General features: G+C 62.1%; 19 protein-coding genes. 11 read left to right on the top strand and 8 right to left on the bottom strand.

The genetic code is table 11. The annotated features are described in order from the left end of the window. Positions 1 to 106 precede the first annotated feature (106 nt). Complete coding sequence (gene pheT / locus SM763_RS14410; RefSeq protein WP_368998945.1) at positions 107 to 2503, top strand: phenylalanine--tRNA ligase subunit beta; 2397 nt, start codon at positions 107 to 109, stop codon at positions 2501 to 2503. 53 nt (positions 2504 to 2556) lie between these two features. Here the strand turns inward: pheT and SM763_RS14405 are convergent, their stop codons facing one another. Continuing rightward, positions 2557 to 3447: a LysR family transcriptional regulator gene (locus tag SM763_RS14405; protein ID WP_368998944.1), complete on the bottom strand. Its 891-nt coding sequence runs from the start codon at positions 3445 to 3447 to the stop codon at positions 2557 to 2559. Between the two features lie 85 nt (positions 3448 to 3532). Between SM763_RS14405 and SM763_RS14400 the strand changes: the two genes are divergently transcribed. From SM763_RS14400 to SM763_RS14390, 3 genes are all read left to right on the top strand, one after another. Next, positions 3533 to 4171: a class I SAM-dependent methyltransferase gene (locus SM763_RS14400; RefSeq protein ID WP_368998943.1), complete on the top strand. Its 639-nt coding sequence runs from the start codon at positions 3533 to 3535 to the stop codon at positions 4169 to 4171. Positions 4172 to 4243: 72 nt separating this feature from the next. Continuing rightward, positions 4244 to 4693, top strand: coding sequence for a YtoQ family protein (locus SM763_RS14395; protein WP_368998942.1), 450 nt, complete (start codon positions 4244 to 4246; stop codon positions 4691 to 4693). Further along, complete coding sequence (locus SM763_RS14390; protein ID WP_368998941.1) at positions 4690 to 5220, top strand: GNAT family N-acetyltransferase; 531 nt, start codon at positions 4690 to 4692, stop codon at positions 5218 to 5220. Before SM763_RS14395 ends, SM763_RS14390 begins: the two co-directional genes overlap by 4 nt. A gap of 114 nt (positions 5221 to 5334) precedes the next feature. Here the strand turns inward: SM763_RS14390 and SM763_RS14385 are convergent, their stop codons facing one another. Continuing rightward, positions 5335 to 6144, bottom strand: a complete 810-nt coding sequence (locus tag SM763_RS14385; RefSeq protein ID WP_368998940.1) for a mechanosensitive ion channel family protein — start codon at positions 6142 to 6144, stop codon at positions 5335 to 5337. A gap of 271 nt (positions 6145 to 6415) precedes the next feature. Further along, positions 6416 to 7534 (bottom strand): alanine dehydrogenase, encoded by a 1119-nt coding sequence (gene ald / locus SM763_RS14380; RefSeq protein WP_065271315.1) that lies wholly within the window; start codon positions 7532 to 7534, stop codon positions 6416 to 6418. Positions 7535 to 7668: 134 nt separating this feature from the next. On the opposite strand from ald, the gene SM763_RS14375 reads away from it, so the two are divergent. The 3 genes from SM763_RS14375 (at position 7669) to ppk2 (ending at position 11112) form a co-directional block, all read left to right on the top strand. Further along, entirely contained in the window at positions 7669 to 8127 is a 459-nt protein-coding gene (locus tag SM763_RS14375) for an Lrp/AsnC family transcriptional regulator (protein ID WP_065271314.1), read from the top strand. Positions 8128 to 8378: 251 nt separating this feature from the next. Then, complete coding sequence (locus SM763_RS14370) at positions 8379 to 9968, top strand: GMC family oxidoreductase (protein WP_368998939.1); 1590 nt, start codon at positions 8379 to 8381, stop codon at positions 9966 to 9968. Between the two features lie 226 nt (positions 9969 to 10194). Beyond that, the gene (gene ppk2 / locus SM763_RS14365; protein WP_065271313.1) at positions 10195 to 11112 is read left to right on the top strand and encodes a polyphosphate kinase 2; all 918 of its coding nucleotides are present in this window, start codon (positions 10195 to 10197) and stop codon (positions 11110 to 11112) included. A 135-nt stretch (positions 11113 to 11247) separates the two neighbouring features. Here ppk2 and SM763_RS14360 read toward each other — a convergent pair whose 3' ends face one another. Next, complete coding sequence (locus SM763_RS14360; protein ID WP_274866778.1) at positions 11248 to 11763, bottom strand: MarR family winged helix-turn-helix transcriptional regulator; 516 nt, start codon at positions 11761 to 11763, stop codon at positions 11248 to 11250. An 86-nt stretch (positions 11764 to 11849) separates the two neighbouring features. Here SM763_RS14360 and SM763_RS14355 point away from each other — a divergent pair, with 86 nt between their 5' ends. Beyond that, complete coding sequence (locus SM763_RS14355) at positions 11850 to 13025, top strand: cytochrome P450 (protein WP_368998938.1); 1176 nt, start codon at positions 11850 to 11852, stop codon at positions 13023 to 13025. Between the two features lie 369 nt (positions 13026 to 13394). Here the strand turns inward: SM763_RS14355 and rpsU are convergent, their stop codons facing one another. Continuing rightward, the gene (gene rpsU, locus SM763_RS14350; RefSeq protein ID WP_005614280.1) at positions 13395 to 13601 is read right to left on the bottom strand and encodes a 30S ribosomal protein S21; all 207 of its coding nucleotides are present in this window, start codon (positions 13599 to 13601) and stop codon (positions 13395 to 13397) included. Between the two features lie 154 nt (positions 13602 to 13755). Between rpsU and SM763_RS14345 the strand changes: the two genes are divergently transcribed. Beyond that, a complete protein-coding gene (locus SM763_RS14345; protein ID WP_368998937.1) occupies positions 13756 to 14466 on the top strand; it encodes a COQ9 family protein in 711 nt (236 codons plus the stop codon). Positions 14467 to 14609: 143 nt separating this feature from the next. Continuing rightward, a complete protein-coding gene (locus SM763_RS14340) occupies positions 14610 to 15590 on the top strand; it encodes an NAD(P)H-quinone oxidoreductase (protein WP_368998994.1) in 981 nt (326 codons plus the stop codon). Positions 15591 to 15653: 63 nt separating this feature from the next. On the opposite strand, the gene SM763_RS14335 is transcribed toward SM763_RS14340, so the two are convergent. Both SM763_RS14335 and SM763_RS14330 read right to left on the bottom strand, forming a co-directional pair. Beyond that, entirely contained in the window at positions 15654 to 16511 is an 858-nt protein-coding gene (locus SM763_RS14335) for a DUF2189 domain-containing protein (RefSeq protein ID WP_368998936.1), read from the bottom strand. Positions 16512 to 16758: 247 nt separating this feature from the next. After that, positions 16759 to 17418, bottom strand: coding sequence for a ribonuclease T2 family protein (locus SM763_RS14330; protein ID WP_368998935.1), 660 nt, complete (start codon positions 17416 to 17418; stop codon positions 16759 to 16761). A 153-nt stretch (positions 17419 to 17571) separates the two neighbouring features. On the opposite strand from SM763_RS14330, the gene SM763_RS14325 reads away from it, so the two are divergent. After that, positions 17572 to 18345, top strand: coding sequence for a DUF1013 domain-containing protein (locus SM763_RS14325; RefSeq protein ID WP_274829733.1), 774 nt, complete (start codon positions 17572 to 17574; stop codon positions 18343 to 18345). Positions 18346 to 18429: 84 nt separating this feature from the next. Here the strand turns inward: SM763_RS14325 and SM763_RS14320 are convergent, their stop codons facing one another. Next, complete coding sequence (locus SM763_RS14320; RefSeq protein WP_368998934.1) at positions 18430 to 20208, bottom strand: carboxyl transferase domain-containing protein; 1779 nt, start codon at positions 20206 to 20208, stop codon at positions 18430 to 18432. Positions 20209 to 20296: the final 88 nt, after the last annotated feature.

The following is a 20296-nucleotide window of genomic DNA, read 5'->3' as shown; positions in this document are numbered from 1 at the left end:
CCGCCCCATGGGCGGGCGCGTTCCGCACCCACCCCGGGCCGGGCGCGCTGCCAGAAATGGAGCGCCGGGCCGCCAGTCAACCGATTTGCCAAAAGGGCGCTGAGATATGAAATTCACTCTCTCCTGGCTGAAAGACCACCTTGATACCGATGCCTCCGTTGCGGAGATCACCGAGGCCCTGACCGACCTGGGACTGGAAGTCGAAGAGGTCTCGAACCCCGCCGACCGGCTCAAGGATTTTACCCTGGGCTATGTGAAACACGCGGAGAAGCATCCTGATGCGGATAAGCTGCGTGTCTGCAAGGTGGACACCGACGAAGGTGAGATGCAGATCATCTGCGGCGCGCCCAATGCGCGGGAAGGCATCACCGTGGTGGTCTGCAAACCGGGCATGTATGTGCCGGGTCTGGATATCACCATCGGCGTTGGTAAGATCCGTGGCGTCGAATCCTTCGGCATGATGGCCTCCGAGCGGGAGCTGGAACTGTCCGATGAACACGACGGCATCATCGAGCTGCCTTCGGGCGCGGTCGGCGACCGCTTCATTGACTGGCTGGCAGAGAACGATCCGGCCAAGGTTGATCCGGTGATCGAGATCGCCATCACTCCGAACCGCCCCGATGCGCTGGGTATCTTTGGCATTGCCCGCGATCTGGCGGCGCGCGGGATCGGCACGCTGAAAACCCACGACTACGAGGCGGTCCCGGGTGACTTCGAAAGCCCGGTCAAGGTGACCATCGACGAAGACACGCTGGATGGTTGCCCGCTGTTCACTGGCCGGGTAATCAAGGGCGTCAAGAACGGCCCCAGCCCGCAGTGGCTGCAGGACCGGCTGACAGCCATCGGACTGCGCCCGATTTCGGCGCTGGTGGATATCACCAACTTCTTCACCTTCGATCAGAACCGTCCGCTGCACGTCTTTGACGTGGCCAAGGTGCAGGGCGATCTGCGGGTGCATCGCGCCAAGGGCGGCGAGACGCTGCTGGCGCTGGATGAAAAGGAATACACCCTTGGCGCAGGCCAGATGGTGATTTCCGATGAAAATGGCCCCGAAAGCATCGCCGGTATCATGGGCGGTGAGGACACAGGTTGCACCGAAGAAACCGTGGATGTCTTCCTCGAAAGTGCCTTCTGGGATCACGTGCAGATCGCGACCACTGGCCGCGCGCTCAAGATCAATTCGGACGCGCGCTATCGCTTCGAGCGTGGCGTTGACCCGGAATTCACCCTCGAAGGGCTGCATCGTGCCACCCAGATGATCCTGGATCTTTGCGGTGGCGAGCCGTCCGAAGTGGTGATCGCGGGCGATGTGCCGGATCATTCGCGGGCCTATAAACTGGACCCGGAGCGGGTGCAGTCGCTGGTCGGTATGGACATCCCCGAAAGCGATCAGCGTCAGACCCTGACCCGCCTTGGCTTCCGGCTGGAGGGCAACCTGGCCCATGTGCCAAGCTGGCGCCCCGACGTGCAGGGTGAGGCCGATCTGGTGGAAGAGGTCGCGCGTATCGCTTCGCTGACCAAGCTGCAGGGCAAGCCGCTGGCGCGCCTGACGCCGGGTATCCCGAAGCCGGTGATGACGCCGCAGCAGCGCCGACAGCAGATGGCACGCCGCACGGCGGCCAGCCTCGGTTACAATGAAATCGTCAGCTACACCTTCATCGACAAGGCCTCTGCGACGCTGTTTGGCGGCGGCAGCGATGCCACCATGCTGGCCAATCCGATTTCCTCGGAAATGTCCCATATGCGGCCGGATCTGCTGGCCGGTCTGTTGCAGGCCGCTGCACGCAATCAGGCGCGGGGCTTCATGGATCTAGCCCTGTTCGAGGCGGGTCCTGTGTTCCACGGCGGCGAGCCGGGCGAGCAGCGCGAACAGATCTCGGGTCTCTTGGTCGGCCGCACTGGCCCCAAGGATGTGCATGGCGCGGCGCGCCCGGTCGATACCTTTGATGCAAAGGCCGACGTCGAGGCGGTTCTGGCCGCTATCGGCGCGCCGGCCAAGGTGCAAGTGCTGCGGGGCGGCGACGCCTGGTGGCATCCGGGCCGTCACGGAAAGATCTGCCTTGGCCCGAAAAAGGTACTCGGCGTCTTTGGTGAGTTGCACCCCAAGGCGCTGAGCGAAATGGGCGTCAAAGGGCCTGCCGTGGCCTTTACCATCTGGCCGGACGAGGTGCCGCTGCCGCGTAAATCCGGTGCCACCCGCGCGGCGCTGGACATCAGCGACCTGCAGGCGGTCGAGCGTGACTTTGCCTTTGTGGTGGATGAGGGCGTCGAGGCGCTGACGCTGGTCAATGCCGCTGCCGGTGCCGACAAGGCGCTGATCGAGGACGTGCGCGTCTTTGATGAATTCATCGGTGGCAGCCTGGGCGAGGGAAAAAAATCCCTGGCCATCACCGTGCGCCTGCAGCCGACTGACAAGACGCTGAAGGAAAAAGACATCGAAGCGGTGAGCGAGAAGATCATCGCCAAGGTGAGCAAGGCCACCGGAGGCATTCTGCGGGGCTGATCTGCTGAGCGGAATGGTTGGAATTTCAGGCCGTGCCCGATCCGGGCGCGGCCTTATTTTTGAAAAAAGTGCTCTGCCAGCAGATCGAACACCAGGCGGATCTTGCGGCTGGTGTGCAGCTCCCTGTGGGTGGTCAGCCAGACGGGGAACCGGATCGGCTCCATCTGCGGCAGGAGCCGCTCGACCTCGGGTGTTTGCCGGGCGATGCGATCTGACATGGGGGCGATGCCGAACCCCCGTTTGACCAGTTCCCACGCGACCAGCCCGCTTTGCGATTCATATCGAAAATTGCGCTTTGTCAGGGGAAACCCCAAGGGCGTGAGATGACCGACCATCCCTTCTGCATCGCCGAAGCTGATGAAGTCATGGCTGCTCAGATCTCGGACGTCTTCGGGCCGCCCGGCCTTTGCCAGATATTGCGGCGCGGCATAAAAACGGGCGGTTTCCTCGTGGATAAGACGGGCGATCAGCTCGGGCTGCTCGGGGCGCACGTGGCGGATGGCGATATCCGCCTCGCGGCGCATCAGATCTCGGATGTCGTTGGAGGCGATGATGTCGATGTGCAGATCCGGCGCCAACTGGCGCAACCGCCGCAGCACATCCGGCAGCAGGTAAGCAGAATAAACATCGCTGGCGGTAATCCGGACGGTGCCGGTGATGGATTCTGATTGTCCCAGCGCCGCAAGGGCGATCCGGTCCGCTGCCAGACCCATGGGGCGGGTATGTTCCAGCAGTTCGACCCCGGCTTGCGTCAGCTGCAGAGATTTGCCGATCCGCTCGAACAGCATCAAGCCAAGACTTTCCTCCAGCGCAGCCACCTGACGGCTCAACGTGGGTTGTGTCAGGTTCAGACGCCGAGCCGCAGCAGAGAGAGAGCCCGTCTCGGCGGTGGCGAGAAAGGCGCGGATGTGGTTCCAGTCGAAGGCGTTTGGGGTGCTGGTCATACATTACCGTATATCGTGCCTGCATATTTCGGCAATTCCTGCATGTATGGCTTTCTCGTAGTTTCCTCGCAAAGGAGACAAAACCATGCAGACATCACTTCAGTTCTGGGACGGAATTGCCGAAAAATATGCCCGCAGTCAGATCCGGGATCCGGCCGCTTATGACTATACGTTGGAACGCACTCAGGCTTATCTGAAACCGGGCGACCGGGTTCTGGAACTGGGCTGCGGCACCGGAACCACCGCGCTGCGCCTCAGGAAGGCGGTCGCCTGTTATACTGCCACCGATCTGGCGCCTTCCATGATCGCCATCGCGCAGCGCAAGAAGGATGAGGCAGGCGTCACCAATCTGCGGTTCGTCGTCTCTGACATCGCAAATGCGCCCGAGGGACCCTTTGACGCGGTGATGGCATTCAACCTGTTCCACCTGATAGGCGATCTGGATGGCGCCTTGGCGCATATCTACCGGACCATTCGCCCTGGTGGCACCTTCATCTCGAAAACGCCCTGCTTGGCCGATAGCAAAAGCGCGCTGCAGCGCCTGATGATGCGGGTTGCGATTCCGGTGATGCGGCTTGTCGGCAAGGCGCCGCCCTCGGTGGTGCATTTCCTGTCGGTCGCCGATTGGCAGGCCCGGCTGGAGGCTGCGGGTTTCGAGATCGTCGAGACCGGAAACTACCCGGCCGATCCGCCCAACCGGTTTCTGGTTGCGCGCCGCAAGTGATCTGTCGGGGGCAGGGCTGGTCCGTTCGGGCGATCCGGTCTAAGCATGGCGGAACAGCGAATGGAGGGTGCGATGACTTTGAACGTATATCTTTCGGGTGAAATCCACACGGACTGGCGCGAGCAGATCGTGACTGGCGCGGCGGATCTGGACGTGGCTTTCAACAGCCCGGTCACTGACCACGGGGCCAGCGATGATTGCGGTGTGGCCATTTTGGGCGCCGAAGAGAACAAATACTGGCACGATCACAAAGGGGCCATGGTCAACGCGATCCGTACCCGCAAGGGGATCGAGGATGCCGATGTGGTCGTCGTGCGCTTTGGCGACAAGTACAAGCAGTGGAACGCCGCCTTTGACGCAGGCTATGCGGCGGCGCTGGGCAAATCGATCATCGTGCTGAGCCAGCCGGAGCATCAGCACGCGCTGAAAGAAGTGCACGCCGCCGCGCTGGCGGTGGCTGAAGAGCCGCGGCGGGTGGTGGAAATCCTGACCTATGTGCTGACGGGCAAGCTGCCCGGGTGAGCGAGGTCATCCTTGAAACCGACCGGCTAATCTTGCGTCCGCACCGGATTGAGGATTTCCCCGATGTGTCCGCGCTTTGGGGTGATCCCGAGGTGGTGAAATACATCGGCGGCGTTCCTTCTGACCCAGAAGCCTCGTGGGCGCGGCTCTTGCGGAACATGGGGCACTGGCAGGCGATGGGCTTTGGCTATTGGGCGGTCACGGATCGCACCGATGGCCGGTTCCTGGGAGAGGTCGGATTTTCCGATTTCAAACGCGACATTGTTCCGCCGCTGAACGGTGTGCCCGAGGCAGGCTGGGTGCTGGCGCCCCACGCCCATGGGCGGGGCATCGCGACCGAGGCGGTGCGTTCTATCCACGACTGGGCGGATCGCTGCATGGGCTGGGCCGAAACGGTCTGCCTGTTCGATCCGGAACATCTGGTATCGCAAAACGTGGCGCGAAAACTGGGGTATGAGGTCCGCGAAAATGCGGCTTTGTATCAGGGCAAATCCACCGTCGTGATGGCCCGGGAGGCCAGCAGCTGATCTGCTCCTGAGATTGGGCGCGCAGGGGGGCGTAGAAACAACAACGCCCCGCCAAAGGCGGGGCGCGGGGCCCAACGGGCAGAGGGGCGCAAGACCCGATAACGGGCGGGAGGCTTACCCCTCCTTTTTCTGGATCTCCACACTGTGCGGGTAGGGGATCGAAATGCCTTCGGCGTCAAAAGCTTCCTTCACCGCCTGTGTCATGGCGAATTTCAGTTCCCAGTAATCCGACGCTTTGCACCACAGGCGGGCGGTCAGATCGACCGAGCTGTCACCAAGGTTGGTCACGCGAACCCAGGGTTCGGGATCTGTCATGACCCGTGCATCGGCGGCAGCCTGTCGTAGAATGATCGCCTTGGCCTTGTCGGCGCTGTCGCCATAATCGATGCCAAAGACCAGGTCCACCCGGCGGGTGTCATGGGCCGAGAAGTTGGTGATGATCGATCCCCAGGCCTGACCATTGGGGATGATGATCTGCACGTTGTCCGCGGTGGCCAGTTCGGTCACAAAAAGGTTCAGATCCTTGACCGTCCCGGCGGTGCCGCCGATATCGACGTATTGACCCAGCTTGTAAGGGCGGAACAGGATCAGCATGAAACCGGCTGCCAGATCGCTCAGCGTGCCTTGTAGGGCCAGACCGATGGCCAGCGTAGCAGCGCCCAGCATGGCGACAAGACTGGTGGCCTCGATGCCGAAGATCCCGAGAACCGCAACCAGCACCACAGCCAGCAGCGCCCAACGGATCATGCTGGCGGCAAAATTGCCTAGCGTCGGATCGATCTGAGGGGTCTTGTTGATGCGGCGGCGCACCATGTTGCTGATCATTCCCGCTGCCACCCAGCCAAGGATAAGAACAACAAGCGCCTTGGCAGCGCTCAGTGCCAGCGGCCAGAGGGCTCCGGCCTGTTCAATCATCTCTTCCATACCAATAGGTCCTCTTTCAATCCTGTCATCCGGCGCGGACCTGCTTTGGTCGACGTCGGATTCTCCGACTCAGCCTTATTGTTACTATCAAGATTGTTTGAATTGACAGGGAATTTCTTGGCCGCGTTTGCATTTAGCGACCTTGCGCCGGGCCGCCCGGCTGGTGGTGGCAGATTTCCGGAAGACAAAAATCCCCGCCAGTGCGCAGGCGCTGGCGGGGAGGGTATGGCAGGGTAATCCGTAATGATCAGTCAGGTTCGCGGACCGGAACTCAGGATTTGATCGCCAGTGCTGGGGAAACGACATCGATCCCCAGCGCCTTGCCGACGGCATAGTAGGTCAGCTGCCCCGCATGGACGTTCAGCCCGTTCAGAAGATGCGGATCATCGGCGCAGGCCTGTTTCCAGCCTTTGTCCGCCAATGCCAGCAGGAAGGGGAGGGTTGCATTGCCCAGAGCCTGGGTCGAGGTGCGGGCAACGGCGCCTGGCATGTTCGCTACGCAGTAATGCATCACGCCATCGACCTCGTAGATCGGGTCGGCGTGGGTGGTGGCTTTCGAGGTTTCGAAACAGCCCCCCTGATCGATCGCGACATCGACCAGGACAGCCCCCGGCTTCATCTCGCTGAGTTGCGCGCGGGAGACCAGTTTCGGTGCCGCTGCGCCGGGCACCAGCACTGCGCCAACAACCAGATCGGCCTCGCGGACGAGTTCGGCGGTGGCGGCAGCGGTGGAATAGCGGGTGCGGAAGTCTCGGCCAAATACATCATCGAGGTATTTCAGGCGATGCAGGGAGCGGTCCAGAACGGTGACATCGCCGCCCATGCCCGAGGCGATGCGGGCCGCATGGGTGCCGACCACACCGCCGCCGATCACCACCACCTTTGCCGGAGGGACGCCGGGTACGCCGCCCATCAGGACGCCGCGGCCGCCATTTGCTTTTTGCAGGGTCCATGCACCGACCTGCGGTGCCAGCCGCCCGGCCACTTCGGACATCGGCGCCAGCAGCGGCAGGCCACCAAAGCTGTCGGTGACGGTTTCATAAGCAATCGCGGTGCAGCCTGAGGCAAGGAGGTCGCGGGTCTGTTCGGGATCGGGGGCCAGGTGCAGGTAGGTGAACAGCAACTGCCCTTCGCGCAGCATCTTGCGCTCACCGGCTTGCGGTTCCTTGACCTTGACGATCATGTCTGCGGTAGCAAAAATCTCTTCGGCCGTCTCCAGCAGCGTCGCACCGGCGGCGGCATAGTCGGCATCGGTGTATCCGGCACCGGCCCCGGCGCCGGTCTGGATGAAAACGTCATGGCCATGTGCGATGGCTTCGTGGGCCGCGTCGGGGGTCATGCCGACGCGAAATTCCTGCGGTTTGATTTCAGTCGGGCATCCGATTTTCATGTAGCTTCCTCCCTGCTATACTTGAACTCTAGGTCCGCATCTGGGAAATGTGCTGCTTTTTGGGGCGAAATAAAAAGATGCGTGTCGAAGATTATTCGAATAGATGCGGGATATGAGCAAGGTACTACGTAATTATGTCTCTTGATTCGACGGATCGTCGTATTCTGGAGGTCCTGCAACGGCAGGGCCGCATTTCCAACGCGGATCTGAGCGAGCGGGTAAACCTCTCTGCGTCTGCTTGCCACCGCCGGGTGCAGCGTTTGGAGGCTGAAGGCTATATCAAGGATTACGTCGCCCTGCTGGACGCGCGCAAGCTGAGCGTTCCGACAACCGTCTTCGTGGAGATCACCCTGCAGGGGCAGGCGGACGAGCTGTTGGATGCTTTTGAACGTGCGGTGGCGCGGATCCCGGATGTGCTGGAGTGCCACCTGATGGCAGGATCGGCGGATTATATCCTGAAGGTCGTGGCCGAAAATACCGATGATTTTGCCCGCATCCATCGCCAGCATCTGACCCGGCTTCCGGGGGTGGCGCAGATGCAATCGAGTTTCGCGCTGCGCACGGTGTTCAAGACAACGGCGCTGCCCGTCTGAGCTTTCTCTTCGTCGCGCTCCCGCCCGTCGGCGGCTTTTTGAAAAAGACCTCCTCCCGTTGGGCGTGGCAGCCAAGGGGTGCGGACGCAGTCGAGGCCCCCGCGGGCGCGGGAGGGCCTCTTGCTTGGCTGGTTTGGCCGGACAGTTGGGTGCTGTGAATGCAGATCGGCGCGTAGAGGGCTTATTTGTCTTACATTTCGCTCCTGCTTCTGGTTCAACAGGAGGACGAGGGAAAGACGGGGGAGCAGATCATGCAGTTCGACTACATCATCGTGGGCGCCGGGAGTGCCGGCTGTGTTCTGGCCAAGCGGCTGAGCGAGGCGGGCAAGCAGGTGCTGCTGCTGGAGGCGGGCGGCCGTGACAATTATCACTGGGTGCATATCCCGATGGGATATCTCTACTGCATCAACAACCCGCGCACCGACTGGATGTATCGCACAGAGGCCGACCCGGGGCTGAATGGTCGGGCGCTGATCTATCCGCGCGGCAAGGTGCTGGGAGGCTGCTCGTCCATCAACGGCATGTTGTATCTGCGTGGGCAGGCAGCGGATTATGATGGTTGGCGCCAGCGCGGCCTCGCGGGCTGGTGCTGGGACGATGTGCTACCCTATTTCAAGAAATCCGAAGATTACGTCGAAGGCCCATCCGAGATGCATGGCGCGGGCGGCGAATGGCGGGTCGAGAACCAGCGCCTGCATTGGGATGTGCTGGATGACTGGATGGAGGCCGCTGCGGCCTGGGGCCTGCCCAAGGTCACGGATTTCAACACCGGCAACAACGAAGGCGTCGGCTATTTCCGGGTCAATCAGCGTGCGGGCTGGCGGATGAATACCGCCAAGGCATTCCTGCGCACCGCGACAGGGCAGGGGCTGAAGGTGGAAACCCAGGCCCATACCCGCCGGATCTTGATCGAGAAGGGCCGCGCGACGGGCGTCGAGTATCAAAAGGGCGGCGAGGTGCATGTGGCCCATGCCGCCGCCGAGGTGATCTTGTCGGCAGGGGCGATCAACAGCCCACAGATCCTGCAGTTGTCCGGGCTGGGGCCGGGCGCCTTGCTGCAGCAGCACGGGATCGAGGTTCTGCGGGACATGCCGCAGGTCGGCGCAAATCTGCAGGATCATTTGCAGCTGCGCTGCGCCTGGCGGCTGGAGGGGGCGCATACGCTCAACACGCTGGCGAATTCCGTGATCGGCAAGGCCAAAATCGGTCTGGAATACGCGCTGAAACGCTCTGGTCCGATGTCGATGGCGCCAAGCCAGCTGGGCGCATTCTCCCGCTCACGCCCGGATCTGGAAACGCCCGATCTGGAGTATCACGTGCAGCCGCTGACGCTGGAGGCGTTCGGCAAGCCTCTGCATAATTTCCCGGGGCTGACTGCCAGCGTCTGCAACCTGCGCCCCGAAAGCCGGGGCCGGGTCGAGATCGCCTCGGCCGATCCGATGGCCGCGCCGAGTATCCAGCCGAACTACCTGTCTACAGAAGGCGACCGTCAGGTGGCCGTGGCGGCGATCCGGCAGGCGCGGGCGATCATGGGGCAGGCCAAGATGCAGGCCTACAGCCCCGAGGAGATCAAGCCGGGGATCGCATCTGATAGCGAGGCCGATCTGATGCAGGCGGCCGGGGATATCGGCACGACGATCTTCCACCCCACCTGCACCGTGCATATGGGCAGCGACGAGCGCGCGCCGCTGGACCCCGAATTGCGCTTGCGCGGGGTATCGGGGCTGCGGGTGGTGGATGCCAGCGTGATGCCCACGATCACCAGCGGCAACACCAATGCGCCGACAATCATGATCGCGGAAAAGGCATCTGACATGATCCTTGCAGCTGCGCGCGGCTGAATTTGGCAGAAAGCCGGAAGCCGGTGCTTTTGCGCTTGCACCCGGTCGGGATTTTCGTTTGCCTTTGACCCGGGCGAATTAACGCCCTTTGTGACAGTTCCGGTCAGGCCGGACCGGAACTGCCTATTTCAGGCCATTCGGGCAGCGGGTGCTGCTGTGACATCAAACAATCACATCCGTGCGTTAGAGCGGCCGAAACAGACGAGTAACAACAAGGAGCCGCGCCGTGACCAGCGATACAACCCCTGATTCATTTGACTGGCTGGATGCCGAGCTTCAGGACACGCTGGACGAGGATTTCGAGATTGAATTTGCCGAGCCCATGCTGTCGATGGAGCTGCGCAAGATCTACCGCTCGCAGCATCCCGAAATGCTGGATCGCAAGGTCTACTTCAGAAATTTGTTGCGGCTGCAGGCGGAATTGATCCGGCTTCAGGATTGGGTGCAGCACAGCGGCGCCAAGGTGTGCATCCTGTTCGAAGGGCGCGACAGCGCTGGCAAGGGCGGTGTGATCAAGCGGATCACCCAGCGTCTGAACCCCCGTGTTGCCCGCGTCGTGGCCCTGCCCGCACCGTCGCGCCGAGAGCAGAGCCAGTGGTATTTCCAGCGCTACGTGCCGCATCTGCCGGCTGCGGGGGAAATCGTGCTGTTTGACCGGTCCTGGTACAACCGCGCCGGGGTTGAACGGGTGATGGGCTTTGCCAGTGAGGATCAGGTAGAGCAATTCTTTCAGGACGTTCCGGAATTTGAACGCATGCTGGTGCGGTCGGGGATCATCCTGCTGAAATACTGGTTCTCGATTACGGATGAGGAACAGCAGCTGCGGTTCATGATGCGGATCCATGATCCGATGAAGCAGTGGAAGCTGTCGCCGATGGATCTGGAAAGCCGTATCCGCTGGGAGCAATACACCAAGGCCAAGGAGGATATGTTCGAGCGCACCAATATCCCCGAAGCGCCCTGGTATATCGTTGAAGGCAACGACAAGAAGCGCGAGCGTCTGAACTGTATCGAGCACCTGCTGACCAAAGTGCCCTATGAAGAGGTGCCGCAGGAGAAGGTGTCCTTGCCGGACCGGGAATATAATCCCGACTATGAACGCAGGGTTCTGCCGGACGAGCTGTACGTGCCAAAGATCTACTAAGCGACCTCTGTGCAAAGAGGGATGGGGGTGGCCCTCCCGCCGGTTCCAGCACAGCCTGCGGACTGTGCTGCCGCCGTTGGGCCCGGCGCGGCGTGCGTTTGTCTAAGGCTGCCTGCCTCAAGGCCGTTGTGATCTTTATTCGGGCGTGTCCGCCTGATCTGCCATATTGTCGAGAAACCGTTGCAGATACCCGGTGAAGGCGGTGAGCTCCTCGGGGGAGAAACCTTTGAGCAGGTCGCGCTGCCGCTCCAGCGCGCGCGGCAACATCTGGGCGTGCAGGGCATGCCCCGCCTCGGTCAGGAACCAGGATTTGCGCCGCTCATCTCCGCCCCGTACCTCGGCCCGGACGAGACCGGTCTTTTCCATGCGCTGCAGTGCGCGGCTGACGGCGGCCTTGTCGATACCGGTGAGGTTCGCAGCCTGACCGACGGAACAGCCCGGATCGCGCGTCAGCATGACCAGCATGCGCCAGTCCATGACACCGATGCCGAATTCCTTTTGGTAGGCGCGCGCAGCGTTCCGGGTCAGCCGGTTGCCTGCGAATGTCACCGTGACCACCGGGTTGCGGCTGTAGTCCAGTGTCGGGGCGGCGGGGCTGTCCTCACTGCCATCCGGCAGGATCAGGAACAGATCGTCGGGTAAATCGCTCATCCAGGCAGCTTAGGTCAGGCGAGTTGACAAGACAACAGTTGCCGCGCAGTCTTCCCTGAAGCTGACAATCGGGGGGAGGGGCTGCGATGGAAAGGCCAGTTTATAACATCGATCCGCAGGCGTTTTGGCAGGATCCCTACCCGGATCTGGCCCGTATGCGAGCCGAGGCGCCGGTGGCCTATGTGCCACAACTGGATGCGGTTCTGATCACCCGCCGTGACGATATTTTCCGGGAGGAAAAGCGGATCGAGGTGTTTTCCTCGGACCAGCCTGAGGGGCTGATGACCCAACTGATGGGGCAGAACATGATGCGCAAGGACGGCGCCGCCCATATGGGAGAGCGCAAGGCGATCTTTCCGGCGGTCTCTCCCAAGACGGTGAAACAGCATTGGCTGGCGCAGTTCCGTTCCGCGACGGCGCGGATACTTGACGACCTGGCGCCCCGGGGGGCCTGCGATCTGGTGCGTGACTTCGCCATGCCAGTCTCGGCAGAGGCGCTGAAGGCAGTCACCGGCCTGACGGGCATGCGCGCCGAAGAGATGGACGCGGTGAGCCAGGGCATGATCGATGGCTGTGCCAATTATGCAGGTGATCCGGAGGTTGAGGCGCGCTGCAATGACAGCACCCGGCTGATCGACCAGCACATTACCGAGATGTGGCAGAGTGCTTCTGGCGCGGATGACTATTCCCTGTTGCGGGTTCAGCAGGCTGCGGGCCTGCCGGAGGATCAGATCAGGGCCAATATCAAGCTGGCGATCTCGGGCGGGCAGAACGAGCCACGCGATGCGATCGCCGGGACCGTCTGGGCCTTGCTGCGCCATCCGGAGCAACTGGAAGAGGTGCGCGAAGGCCGTGCCACCTGGTTGCAGGCCTTTGAGGAATATGCCCGCTGGATGTCGCCCATCGGCATGTCGCCGCGCCGGGTGGCGCAGCCTTATGTCCTGCACGAGGTGGCGCTGAAGCCTGAGGACCGTGTGTTTCTGATGTTCGGTTCTGGGAACCGGGACGAGCAGGTGTTTGCGCGCCCCGATGCCTTTGACATCCATCAGGATATCAGCGCGGCCATTTCATTTGGCGCCGGTCCACATTTCTGCGCCGGGGCCTGGATATCAAGGGCGCTGATCGCCGAAGCGGCGCTACCGATGCTGTTTGAGCGGCTGCCGGATCTATCCCTTGCGGAGGAGGCACGGTTCGGCGGATGGGCCTTCCGCGGTCCGCTTGAAATGCCGGTGACCTGGGCCAAAGGGGACAGGAGCCGGTAAGTGCGGAGAGCGTCGGGAGGCATGCGCAGATCAGACCAATAAGGGGCTCAAGAGGAAGTCACCCGGAGGGGCAGGCGCCTTGGTGCAGGGAGCAAGGCTATCGCCAGGTTTGGGGGGGAGCGATGTGCCTCCTCCGGGAAATGCCGACCGTTCCAACTTCGGCAACAGGGCCGTCCGCCTTGGGAAACGTGAGGTTTCGGTGCCCTGCTACTATTGATGGCAAAGATGGGCGCTGAATACACGTATAAGTTTAACTATTTAGCCGCAGAACCGATATTCCGCCGTAAAATATGTATCTTAGAAACGACAAACCCCCGGGGCGGGCCACGGGGGTCGTCAAAAGCGTCCAGAAAAAACCGGAGGAAGATCTTAGAGGAGACCTTCGCGCTGTGCTTTCTTACGTGCCAGTTTACGGGCACGACGAATCGCTTCAGCTTTCTCGCGCGCTTTTTTCTCGGAGGGCTTCTCGAAATGTTGCTTGAGCTTCATTTCGCGGAACACGCCTTCGCGCTGCAGCTTTTTCTTCAGGGCACGGAGCGCCTGATCGACATTGTTGTCACGAACACTAACCTGCATGTGGTTTTCACCACCTTTCTAAGTTGGGTTGCAAGGATTTGCAGGAGGTGGCCGTATAGCAAAGCCGGTCTAACTTGTCTAGTACTGAGCAAAAGGGCAGATCGCGCAGCGACGCAGGCCCTTAAAGGCGCATTTGTTGACGAGGAGATGCATCATGACTGAGCAAACAGCCACAGAGCAACCAGCCGCCGACACCGGATCGATCGACGCGCTTCTGGATGCGGCGCTCATTCATGTCGCCTTTGACGGCTGGACCGAAGCCACCTTTGCTGCTGCAGTCGAGGATTGCGGCATGGACCCGGTTCTGGCACGCGCCCTGTGTCCGCGCGGGGCGGTGGATCTGGCGCTGGCATATCACCGGCGCGGCGATGATCAGATGCTGGAACGGTTGAAGACAGCGGATCTGACGGGGCTGCGGTTTCGGGACAAGATCGCCACCGCCGTCCGGTTCCGCCTTGAAGCCTCCGACGACAAGGAAGCGGTGCGCCGGGGCGTGACGCTGTTCTCGCTGCCGGTCTATGCCGCGGACGGGGCCAAGGCGATCTGGGGCACGGTGGATGCGATCTGGACCGCGCTGGGCGATACCTCCGAAGACATCAACTGGTACAGCAAACGGGCCACGTTGTCCGGGGTTTACTCCTCGACAGTTTTGTTCTGGCTGGGGGACGACAGCCCGGGCCATCAGGCCACATGGGACTTTCTGGATCGGCGCATCGACAACGTGATGCAGTTCGAAAAGCTGAAGGCCGATGTGCAGAAGAACCCTTTGCTGAAGCCCCTTCTGGCCGGCCCGTCCTGGCTGGCGGATCAGATCCGGCGCCCGTCGACACCCACGGATCTGCCAGGCCGTAGGACTGGCCGCTGATCAAACGCCACGTCCATTCGCCGTTTCAGAACATCCGGGCGCAATGCAAACCACCTGCCGGGGTTTGTGCCCCGCACCCAAGGTGATATTCAAAGCGTTAAAACGCACCACGCAAGGGAAAGGATCTTTGCATGACGGAGACATTGCCGGAAACGATGCGCGCGATTGAAATCTCGCAACCCGGAGGCCCCGAGGTTCTGACGCTGACAGACCGGCCCGTTCCGCAGCCGGGCCATGGCCAGCTGCTGCTGAAGGTCGCCTATGCGGGCGTCAACCGGCCGGACGCGTTGCAGCGTGCGGGGGCCTATGATCCGCCTGCCGGTGCCAGCGATCTGCCGGGGCTGGAAGCGTCGGGCGAGGTGGTCGCCTATGCGGGCGTCACCGAATACGCCGTGGGGGACAAGGTCTGTGGCTTGCTGCCCGGCGGCGGCTATGCCGAATACGTGGTCACACCGGCCGCCCATTGTCTGCCCATTCCCAAGGGCATGTCGCTGAAACGCGCGGCCTGCCTGCCGGAAACCTGTTTCACGGTCTGGTCAAACGTCTTTACCCGGGGAGGGCTAAAGGCGGGCGAACGTTTTCTGGTGCACGGCGGCTCATCCGGGATCGGAACGACAGCGATTCAGCTGGCCTCGGCCTTGGGCGCGCGGGTGTTCACCACTGCCGGGTCCGATGCCAAATGTCAGGCCTGTCTCGATCTGGGGGCCGAGCGTGCGATCAACTACCGCGACGAGGATTTTGTGAAAGTCCTTCGCGCTGAGGGCGGCGCCGATCTCATCCTCGACATGGTGGGCGGCGACTATATTCCCCGCAATATCCGGGCGCTGGCCGATGATGGCCGTCTGGTACATATCGCCTTTCTTTCAGGCCCCAAGGCCGAGCTGAACTTTGCCCAGATCATGGCGCGCCGCCTGACGGTGACGGGATCGACCCTGCGCCCGCAAAGCGATCTGGCCAAGGCCCGCATTGCGCAGGATCTGGCCGAGGCGGTCTGGCCGCTGGTCGAGGCAGGCAAGATGGCGCCGGTGATGGACAGCGAATTTGCGCTGGAGGAGGCAGCAGCCGCACACGCGCGGATGGAAAGTTCCGGCCATATTGGCAAGATCGTTCTGAAGGTGGGCTAAGGCCGCTTGCCTGCACGCAAGAAGGGCCGACAGTTGCGTCGGCCCTTTTCTGTGTGCTTCGCTCTATTTCACCGCGCGCCGGTACAGGTGCCAGGTGGCGTGCCCCAGCACCGGCACCACGATGATCAGCCCGGCCAGAAATGGGATCGCCGCGATCAACAGCGCGCAGCCGACGATCACGCCCCAGGTAATGCAGATCACCGGATTCTTGCGCAGCACCTTGATTGAGGTGGCCACCGCCACCGGCAGGCCCACGTGGCGGTCCAGCAGCAGCGGGAAAGAGACCAGGCTCATCGCCAGCGCGGCAAAGGCAAAGACGGCCCCTAACGCGCCGCCTGCAATCGCCATGATCCAGCCCTCGCGGGTGGTGACTACGGCGGTGGCGAAGCCGAGGATCGAGGCCGGCGGCTCTGGTCCCAGGGTGCGGATATAGATCATGTCCGCCGCGACCAGCCAGATGATGAACAGTGCTGCCAGATAAAAGCCCAGCACCAGAATGGCGCCGAAGGCAGGCGAGCGGATAACACCAAAGGCATCCATCCAGCGCGGCTTAAACCCGGCTTCGCGGCGCGAGGACATTTCATACAGCCCAACCGCGGCAATGGGCCCGAGGATTGCAAACCCCATGATCATTGGCACGATCAGCGGCAGCAGATTCATCGACAGGCTCATCACGATCAATGCGATGCCAATCACCGGGTAGAACAGCACCAGGAACATCGCATCGCTGCGGCAGGCGGCAAAATCTTCAAGGCCTGCGGCCAGTGAATGGATGAGGTCGTCCATCGAAAGCCTGCGCGCCTGAGGCAGCTCCGTGACGTCGCTGCTGCCCATTTCTCCCACCGTCTTGCCGAAATGCTGTCCGGTGGTTTCTGCCCCCTGCAAGAGCCAACTGAGCGGATTACCGATTGTCTTTGCCATGCGCTTGTTCCTCCTCTTCCTCCTCGCGGATTTAAATGGAAGTGCCGTTTAGGCAGGGCCGTGCGCGGCACGTGGAACAATACTAGCACAAAATCGGCCAAAATGCGCTGCACAAGCCAATCAATGTCGCGTGAGGGAAAGCTGCCCAGTGGCGCCTGCCTCCTCTTTTCGCGGTCAAGCCGCCTGTCGGGCAGTGGGGCAGGGGGAGTTTGAGGAGATGGAGGAGGGAGCCAGGCCTCCATAAGGTTCAGCGCACCGGGGCGAATAGTGCATCCTTCAGAGTGCAGTCGCGGATCACGTCCGGGCCGCAGGGCACCGGATCAAGGGTGCGCGACAGGCAGATGCGGGCCTCTTGGATGTGACCATCGCGGCAGGTGATGGTCAGGCTGTCCCGGCTCAGCTGTGGATTTTCCTTCAGAAAGGCTTCCTCGACCAGCGATGCGGGCAGTTTCACCAGTTTGTCCAGCTTGCGGAAGATGGCCGGACGGGTGATCTGTCCATAAGCCTCGCGCGAGAGGGAAAAATACTGCGCAGGGGACAGGCCGGAGCAGCTGCCGTGTTTCTTCCATTGATGCCAAGCCAGGCCCGGAGACCCCATGATATCGGCCATCTCGGCGGTCTGGCGGTGGCTTGGCGGGGCCTCGGCGGTGTTGCAGAAATCCGGCCAGCCCCGGTGATACTGCGGCCACAGCCCATGCAGGGTCCAGCCGTGATCATGGCGGCTATCGCATTGATCCGATCCCCTGGCATCGCCTTCGATGGCACACCAGTTCGGTGACCAGCTGAGGCTGAGGACGTAGTAATCGAATTCGCCCGCGACCTCCCGCGACCGGTCGCTGTCGGCGTAACCGGGCAGCGACGCCAGCCCGGAAATCACGGTTGCAATTGCCAGCAAGAACCTGCGCATCGCCTCTTTCCTTATGAAAACAAGGCGACTATATAGGACTGAAGTTCCCCGACAACGGAAACCCGCCCCAGACCTCGGGGCAGCCTAATTCAGGCGACGGGAAAGATGTACGTAGATGTTCGTGGGGCAAACGTGTTTTAAGGAGATAAGCGCATGGCAAAACCGTTGATGACCAAAGCGACCGCCGTGTGGCTGGTGGACAATACCACGATCAGCTTCAAGCAGATCGCCGATTTCGTTGGCATGCACGAGCTGGAGATCCAGGGCATTGCCGACGGTGACGTCGCCGCCGGCGTCAAAGGCTTTGATCCGGTTGCAAACAACCAGCTGACGCAGGATGAGATCGACAAGGCCGAGGCCAATCCGCTGCACAAGCTGAAGCTCAAGTTCAACCCGGCCGCTGCTGGCGAGGAAAAACGCCGCGGACCGCGCTACACGCCGCTGTCCAAGCGTCAGGACCGTCCGAACTCGATCCTGTGGCTGGTGAAGTTCCACCCGGAACTCTCCGATGGTCAGATCGCCAAACTGGTGGGCACCACCAAGCCGACGATCCAGTCGATCCGCGAGCGGACCCACTGGAACATTGCCAACATGCAGCCGATCGACCCGGTTGCGCTGGGCCTTTGCAAACAGTCCGAACTGGACTCTGCCGTGCAAAAAGCCGCCGCAAAACGGGCTGCCGAAGGCGGCGTGATGAGCGACGACGAACGCCGCAAGCTGGTGTCGACCGAGCAATCGCTGGAGATGGATGCCGAGCCGAAGATCCCCTCGGCCATCGAAGGGCTGGAAACCTTCACTCTGGGTGGTGGCTCTGCCGAAAGCACCCCGTCCGAAGAGCCGCTGCCCGATGCGGACAGCTTCTTCAACCTGCCCTCGGGCGGTGATGAGGACGACGAGGACGAAGACGGGACCGATCCCCGCTTCTGAAGCGTTCAGACATCAGGGCCGACACGGTCCAAAGAATAGGAAAGCCACGCCCGGATCCGGGCGTGGTTTTTCTTTGTGGCGGCTCTACCAGGCGTCGGCGTAGCGGGGGCCGGGGGTCGCGGGGCCTGCGCTTTCCAGTGCACGGTGCAGCGCGGCGCGGGTCTCTGCCGGGTCGATGACAGCGTCGAATTCCAGCAGGCTGGCGGCATTCAGCGCTTTTCCGCGCTCATAAAGGGCAGCGACGAGGCGCTGATATTCCGCTTCCCGCTCTGCCGGGTCTTCGATGGCGGCCAGATGATCGCGGTGGCCTAGCCTGACCGCGCCTTCCAGCCCCATGGCGCCGACCTCTCCGGTGGGCCAGGCACAGCAGAAATGCGGTCGATCCAGCCCGCCGCCTGCCATCGCCATCGCGCCCAGACCATAGGCCTTGCGCAGGATCAGCGTCACCAGCAGCTGGCTGAAATGGGCTCCGGCCAGAAACAGCCGCGAGATATGCGCCACCTGTCCGGTTTTCTCTACCTCGGGGCCGACCATGAAGCCGGGCGTGTCGCATAGGGTGACGACGGGCAGGCCCCAGGCATCACACAGCTGCAGAAAACGCGCGCCCTTGTCACCGGCCTCGGCATCGATGGCGCCGCCAAGGTGCAGCGGGTTGTTCGCCAGCAGCCCCACCGCGCGACCTCTGATCCGGGCAAAGCCGGTGATCATGCCCGCGCCAAACCCGCGGCGCAGCTCCTGAAACGTGTCACTGTCGGCCAGCCCGTCGATGGCTGAGCGCATGTCATAGGCGCGGGTGCGGTCCACGGGCACGACATTGCGCAGGTCCGGGGTTTCCTCCGGGTCATCGGCGGGTGGTGTCTGTGCGGTCTCAAGGCTTAGCAGCCGTTTCGCGGCCTCTACGGCCTCGGCTTCGTCTTCGGTCAGAATATCGATCAGCCCAGTGTCTACCTGCACGTCGCTGGGGCCGATCTCCTTCGGCGCGACAACACCCAGCCCGCCGCCTTCTATCATCGCCGGGCCACCCATTCCGATCCAGCTATTGCGGGTGGCGATCCGGAGGTCGCAGACCCCGTAAAGCGCCGCGTTTCCGGCGAAACAATAGCCCGACACGATGCCGATCTTTGGCCCCTTGTAGGCGGCGAAATGGCGGAAGGAGGTGACATTCAGCCAGGCCGCCATGATCAGGGCGGTGTCGCCGTCGTTGGGTCTCCCGCCGCCGCCTTCGGCAAAGAGGACGATGGGCAGCCGGTCGCGGCTGGCGACCTCGATCAGGCGGTCCATCTTGCGGTGGTGGTTGAAACCCTGTGTGCCTGCCAGAACCATGTAATCCACCGCCATGGCAGCCACCGTACGCCCAGAAACCGTGCCGATTCCGCAGATGATACCGTCGCCCTGCGTGCGCGCCTGCAGATCGGGCAGCGCCCGCTTGCCGCGTTGGGCCGCCACAGCAAGGGCGCCATATTCGGTGAAACTGCCCGCATCGAACAGATCGTTGATGTTCTCCCTTGCGGTGCGGCCTCCCAGCGCGTGACGTTTGGCGACGGCCTCGGGACGGGCGGCATCGTCCAGCAGCGCCATGCGGGCCGCATATTCCTCCAGATCAGGACGGGCGGTATCGTCGGTTGCAACCTCCTCAACGGACACGCTGCCGGGTTCCAACGTGATCAGCGTTTCACCGCCCTGCAGCTCTTGTCCGGCGGTCACATGAACGGCAGTGACAATCCCGCTCTGCTCGGCGCGGATTTCATGGCGCATTTTCATCAGTTCGGTGGCCAGCAACACCGTGCCTGCGGCCACTTCCAGACCCGGTGCGACATGGACTTCGGCGACGATTGCGGCGCTTTCGGCCTTTATGAGTGTCACCAGTACCCCTCCCTGATCGCTGATGTTGTTCTCAGTCAAGCGTTCGCCGGGGGCAGCTGTCAATTTGACCGTGGGGTCACTTTTCCTG

This window comes from Pseudophaeobacter sp. C1-32P7 (genome assembly GCF_041008775.1).
Lineage (GTDB): Bacteria > Pseudomonadota > Alphaproteobacteria > Rhodobacterales > Rhodobacteraceae > Phycobacter > Phycobacter gallaeciensis_A.
This window is presented reverse-complemented; position numbering and strand designations above follow the sequence as displayed.

Bases quoted from the DNA above. Each gene is read 5' to 3' on its own strand.
- SM763_RS14375 (WP_065271314.1), top strand. From the start codon at position 7,669: ATGTCTCTTGATTCGACGGATCGTCGTATTCTGGAGGTCCTGCAACGG.
- SM763_RS14385 (WP_368998940.1), bottom strand. From the start codon at position 6,144: ATGGAAGAGATGATTGAACAGGCCGGAGCCCTCTGGCCGCTGGCACTG.
- rpsU (WP_005614280.1), bottom strand. From the start codon at position 13,601: ATGCAGGTTAGTGTTCGTGACAACAATGTCGATCAGGCGCTCCGTGCC.
- SM763_RS14405 (WP_368998944.1), bottom strand. From the start codon at position 3,447: ATGACCAGCACCCCAAACGCCTTCGACTGGAACCACATCCGCGCCTTT.
- SM763_RS14330 (WP_368998935.1), bottom strand. From the start codon at position 17,418: ATGCGCAGGTTCTTGCTGGCAATTGCAACCGTGATTTCCGGGCTGGCG.
- SM763_RS14395 (WP_368998942.1), top strand. From the start codon at position 4,244: ATGACTTTGAACGTATATCTTTCGGGTGAAATCCACACGGACTGGCGC.
- SM763_RS14325 (WP_274829733.1), top strand. From the start codon at position 17,572: ATGGCAAAACCGTTGATGACCAAAGCGACCGCCGTGTGGCTGGTGGAC.
- SM763_RS14335 (WP_368998936.1), bottom strand. From the start codon at position 16,511: ATGGCAAAGACAATCGGTAATCCGCTCAGTTGGCTCTTGCAGGGGGCA.
- SM763_RS14345 (WP_368998937.1), top strand. From the start codon at position 13,756: ATGACTGAGCAAACAGCCACAGAGCAACCAGCCGCCGACACCGGATCG.
- SM763_RS14400 (WP_368998943.1), top strand. From the start codon at position 3,533: ATGCAGACATCACTTCAGTTCTGGGACGGAATTGCCGAAAAATATGCC.
- SM763_RS14360 (WP_274866778.1), bottom strand. From the start codon at position 11,763: ATGAGCGATTTACCCGACGATCTGTTCCTGATCCTGCCGGATGGCAGT.
- SM763_RS14355 (WP_368998938.1), top strand. From the start codon at position 11,850: ATGGAAAGGCCAGTTTATAACATCGATCCGCAGGCGTTTTGGCAGGAT.
- ald (WP_065271315.1), bottom strand. From the start codon at position 7,534: ATGAAAATCGGATGCCCGACTGAAATCAAACCGCAGGAATTTCGCGTC.
- pheT (WP_368998945.1), top strand. From the start codon at position 107: ATGAAATTCACTCTCTCCTGGCTGAAAGACCACCTTGATACCGATGCC.
- SM763_RS14370 (WP_368998939.1), top strand. From the start codon at position 8,379: ATGCAGTTCGACTACATCATCGTGGGCGCCGGGAGTGCCGGCTGTGTT.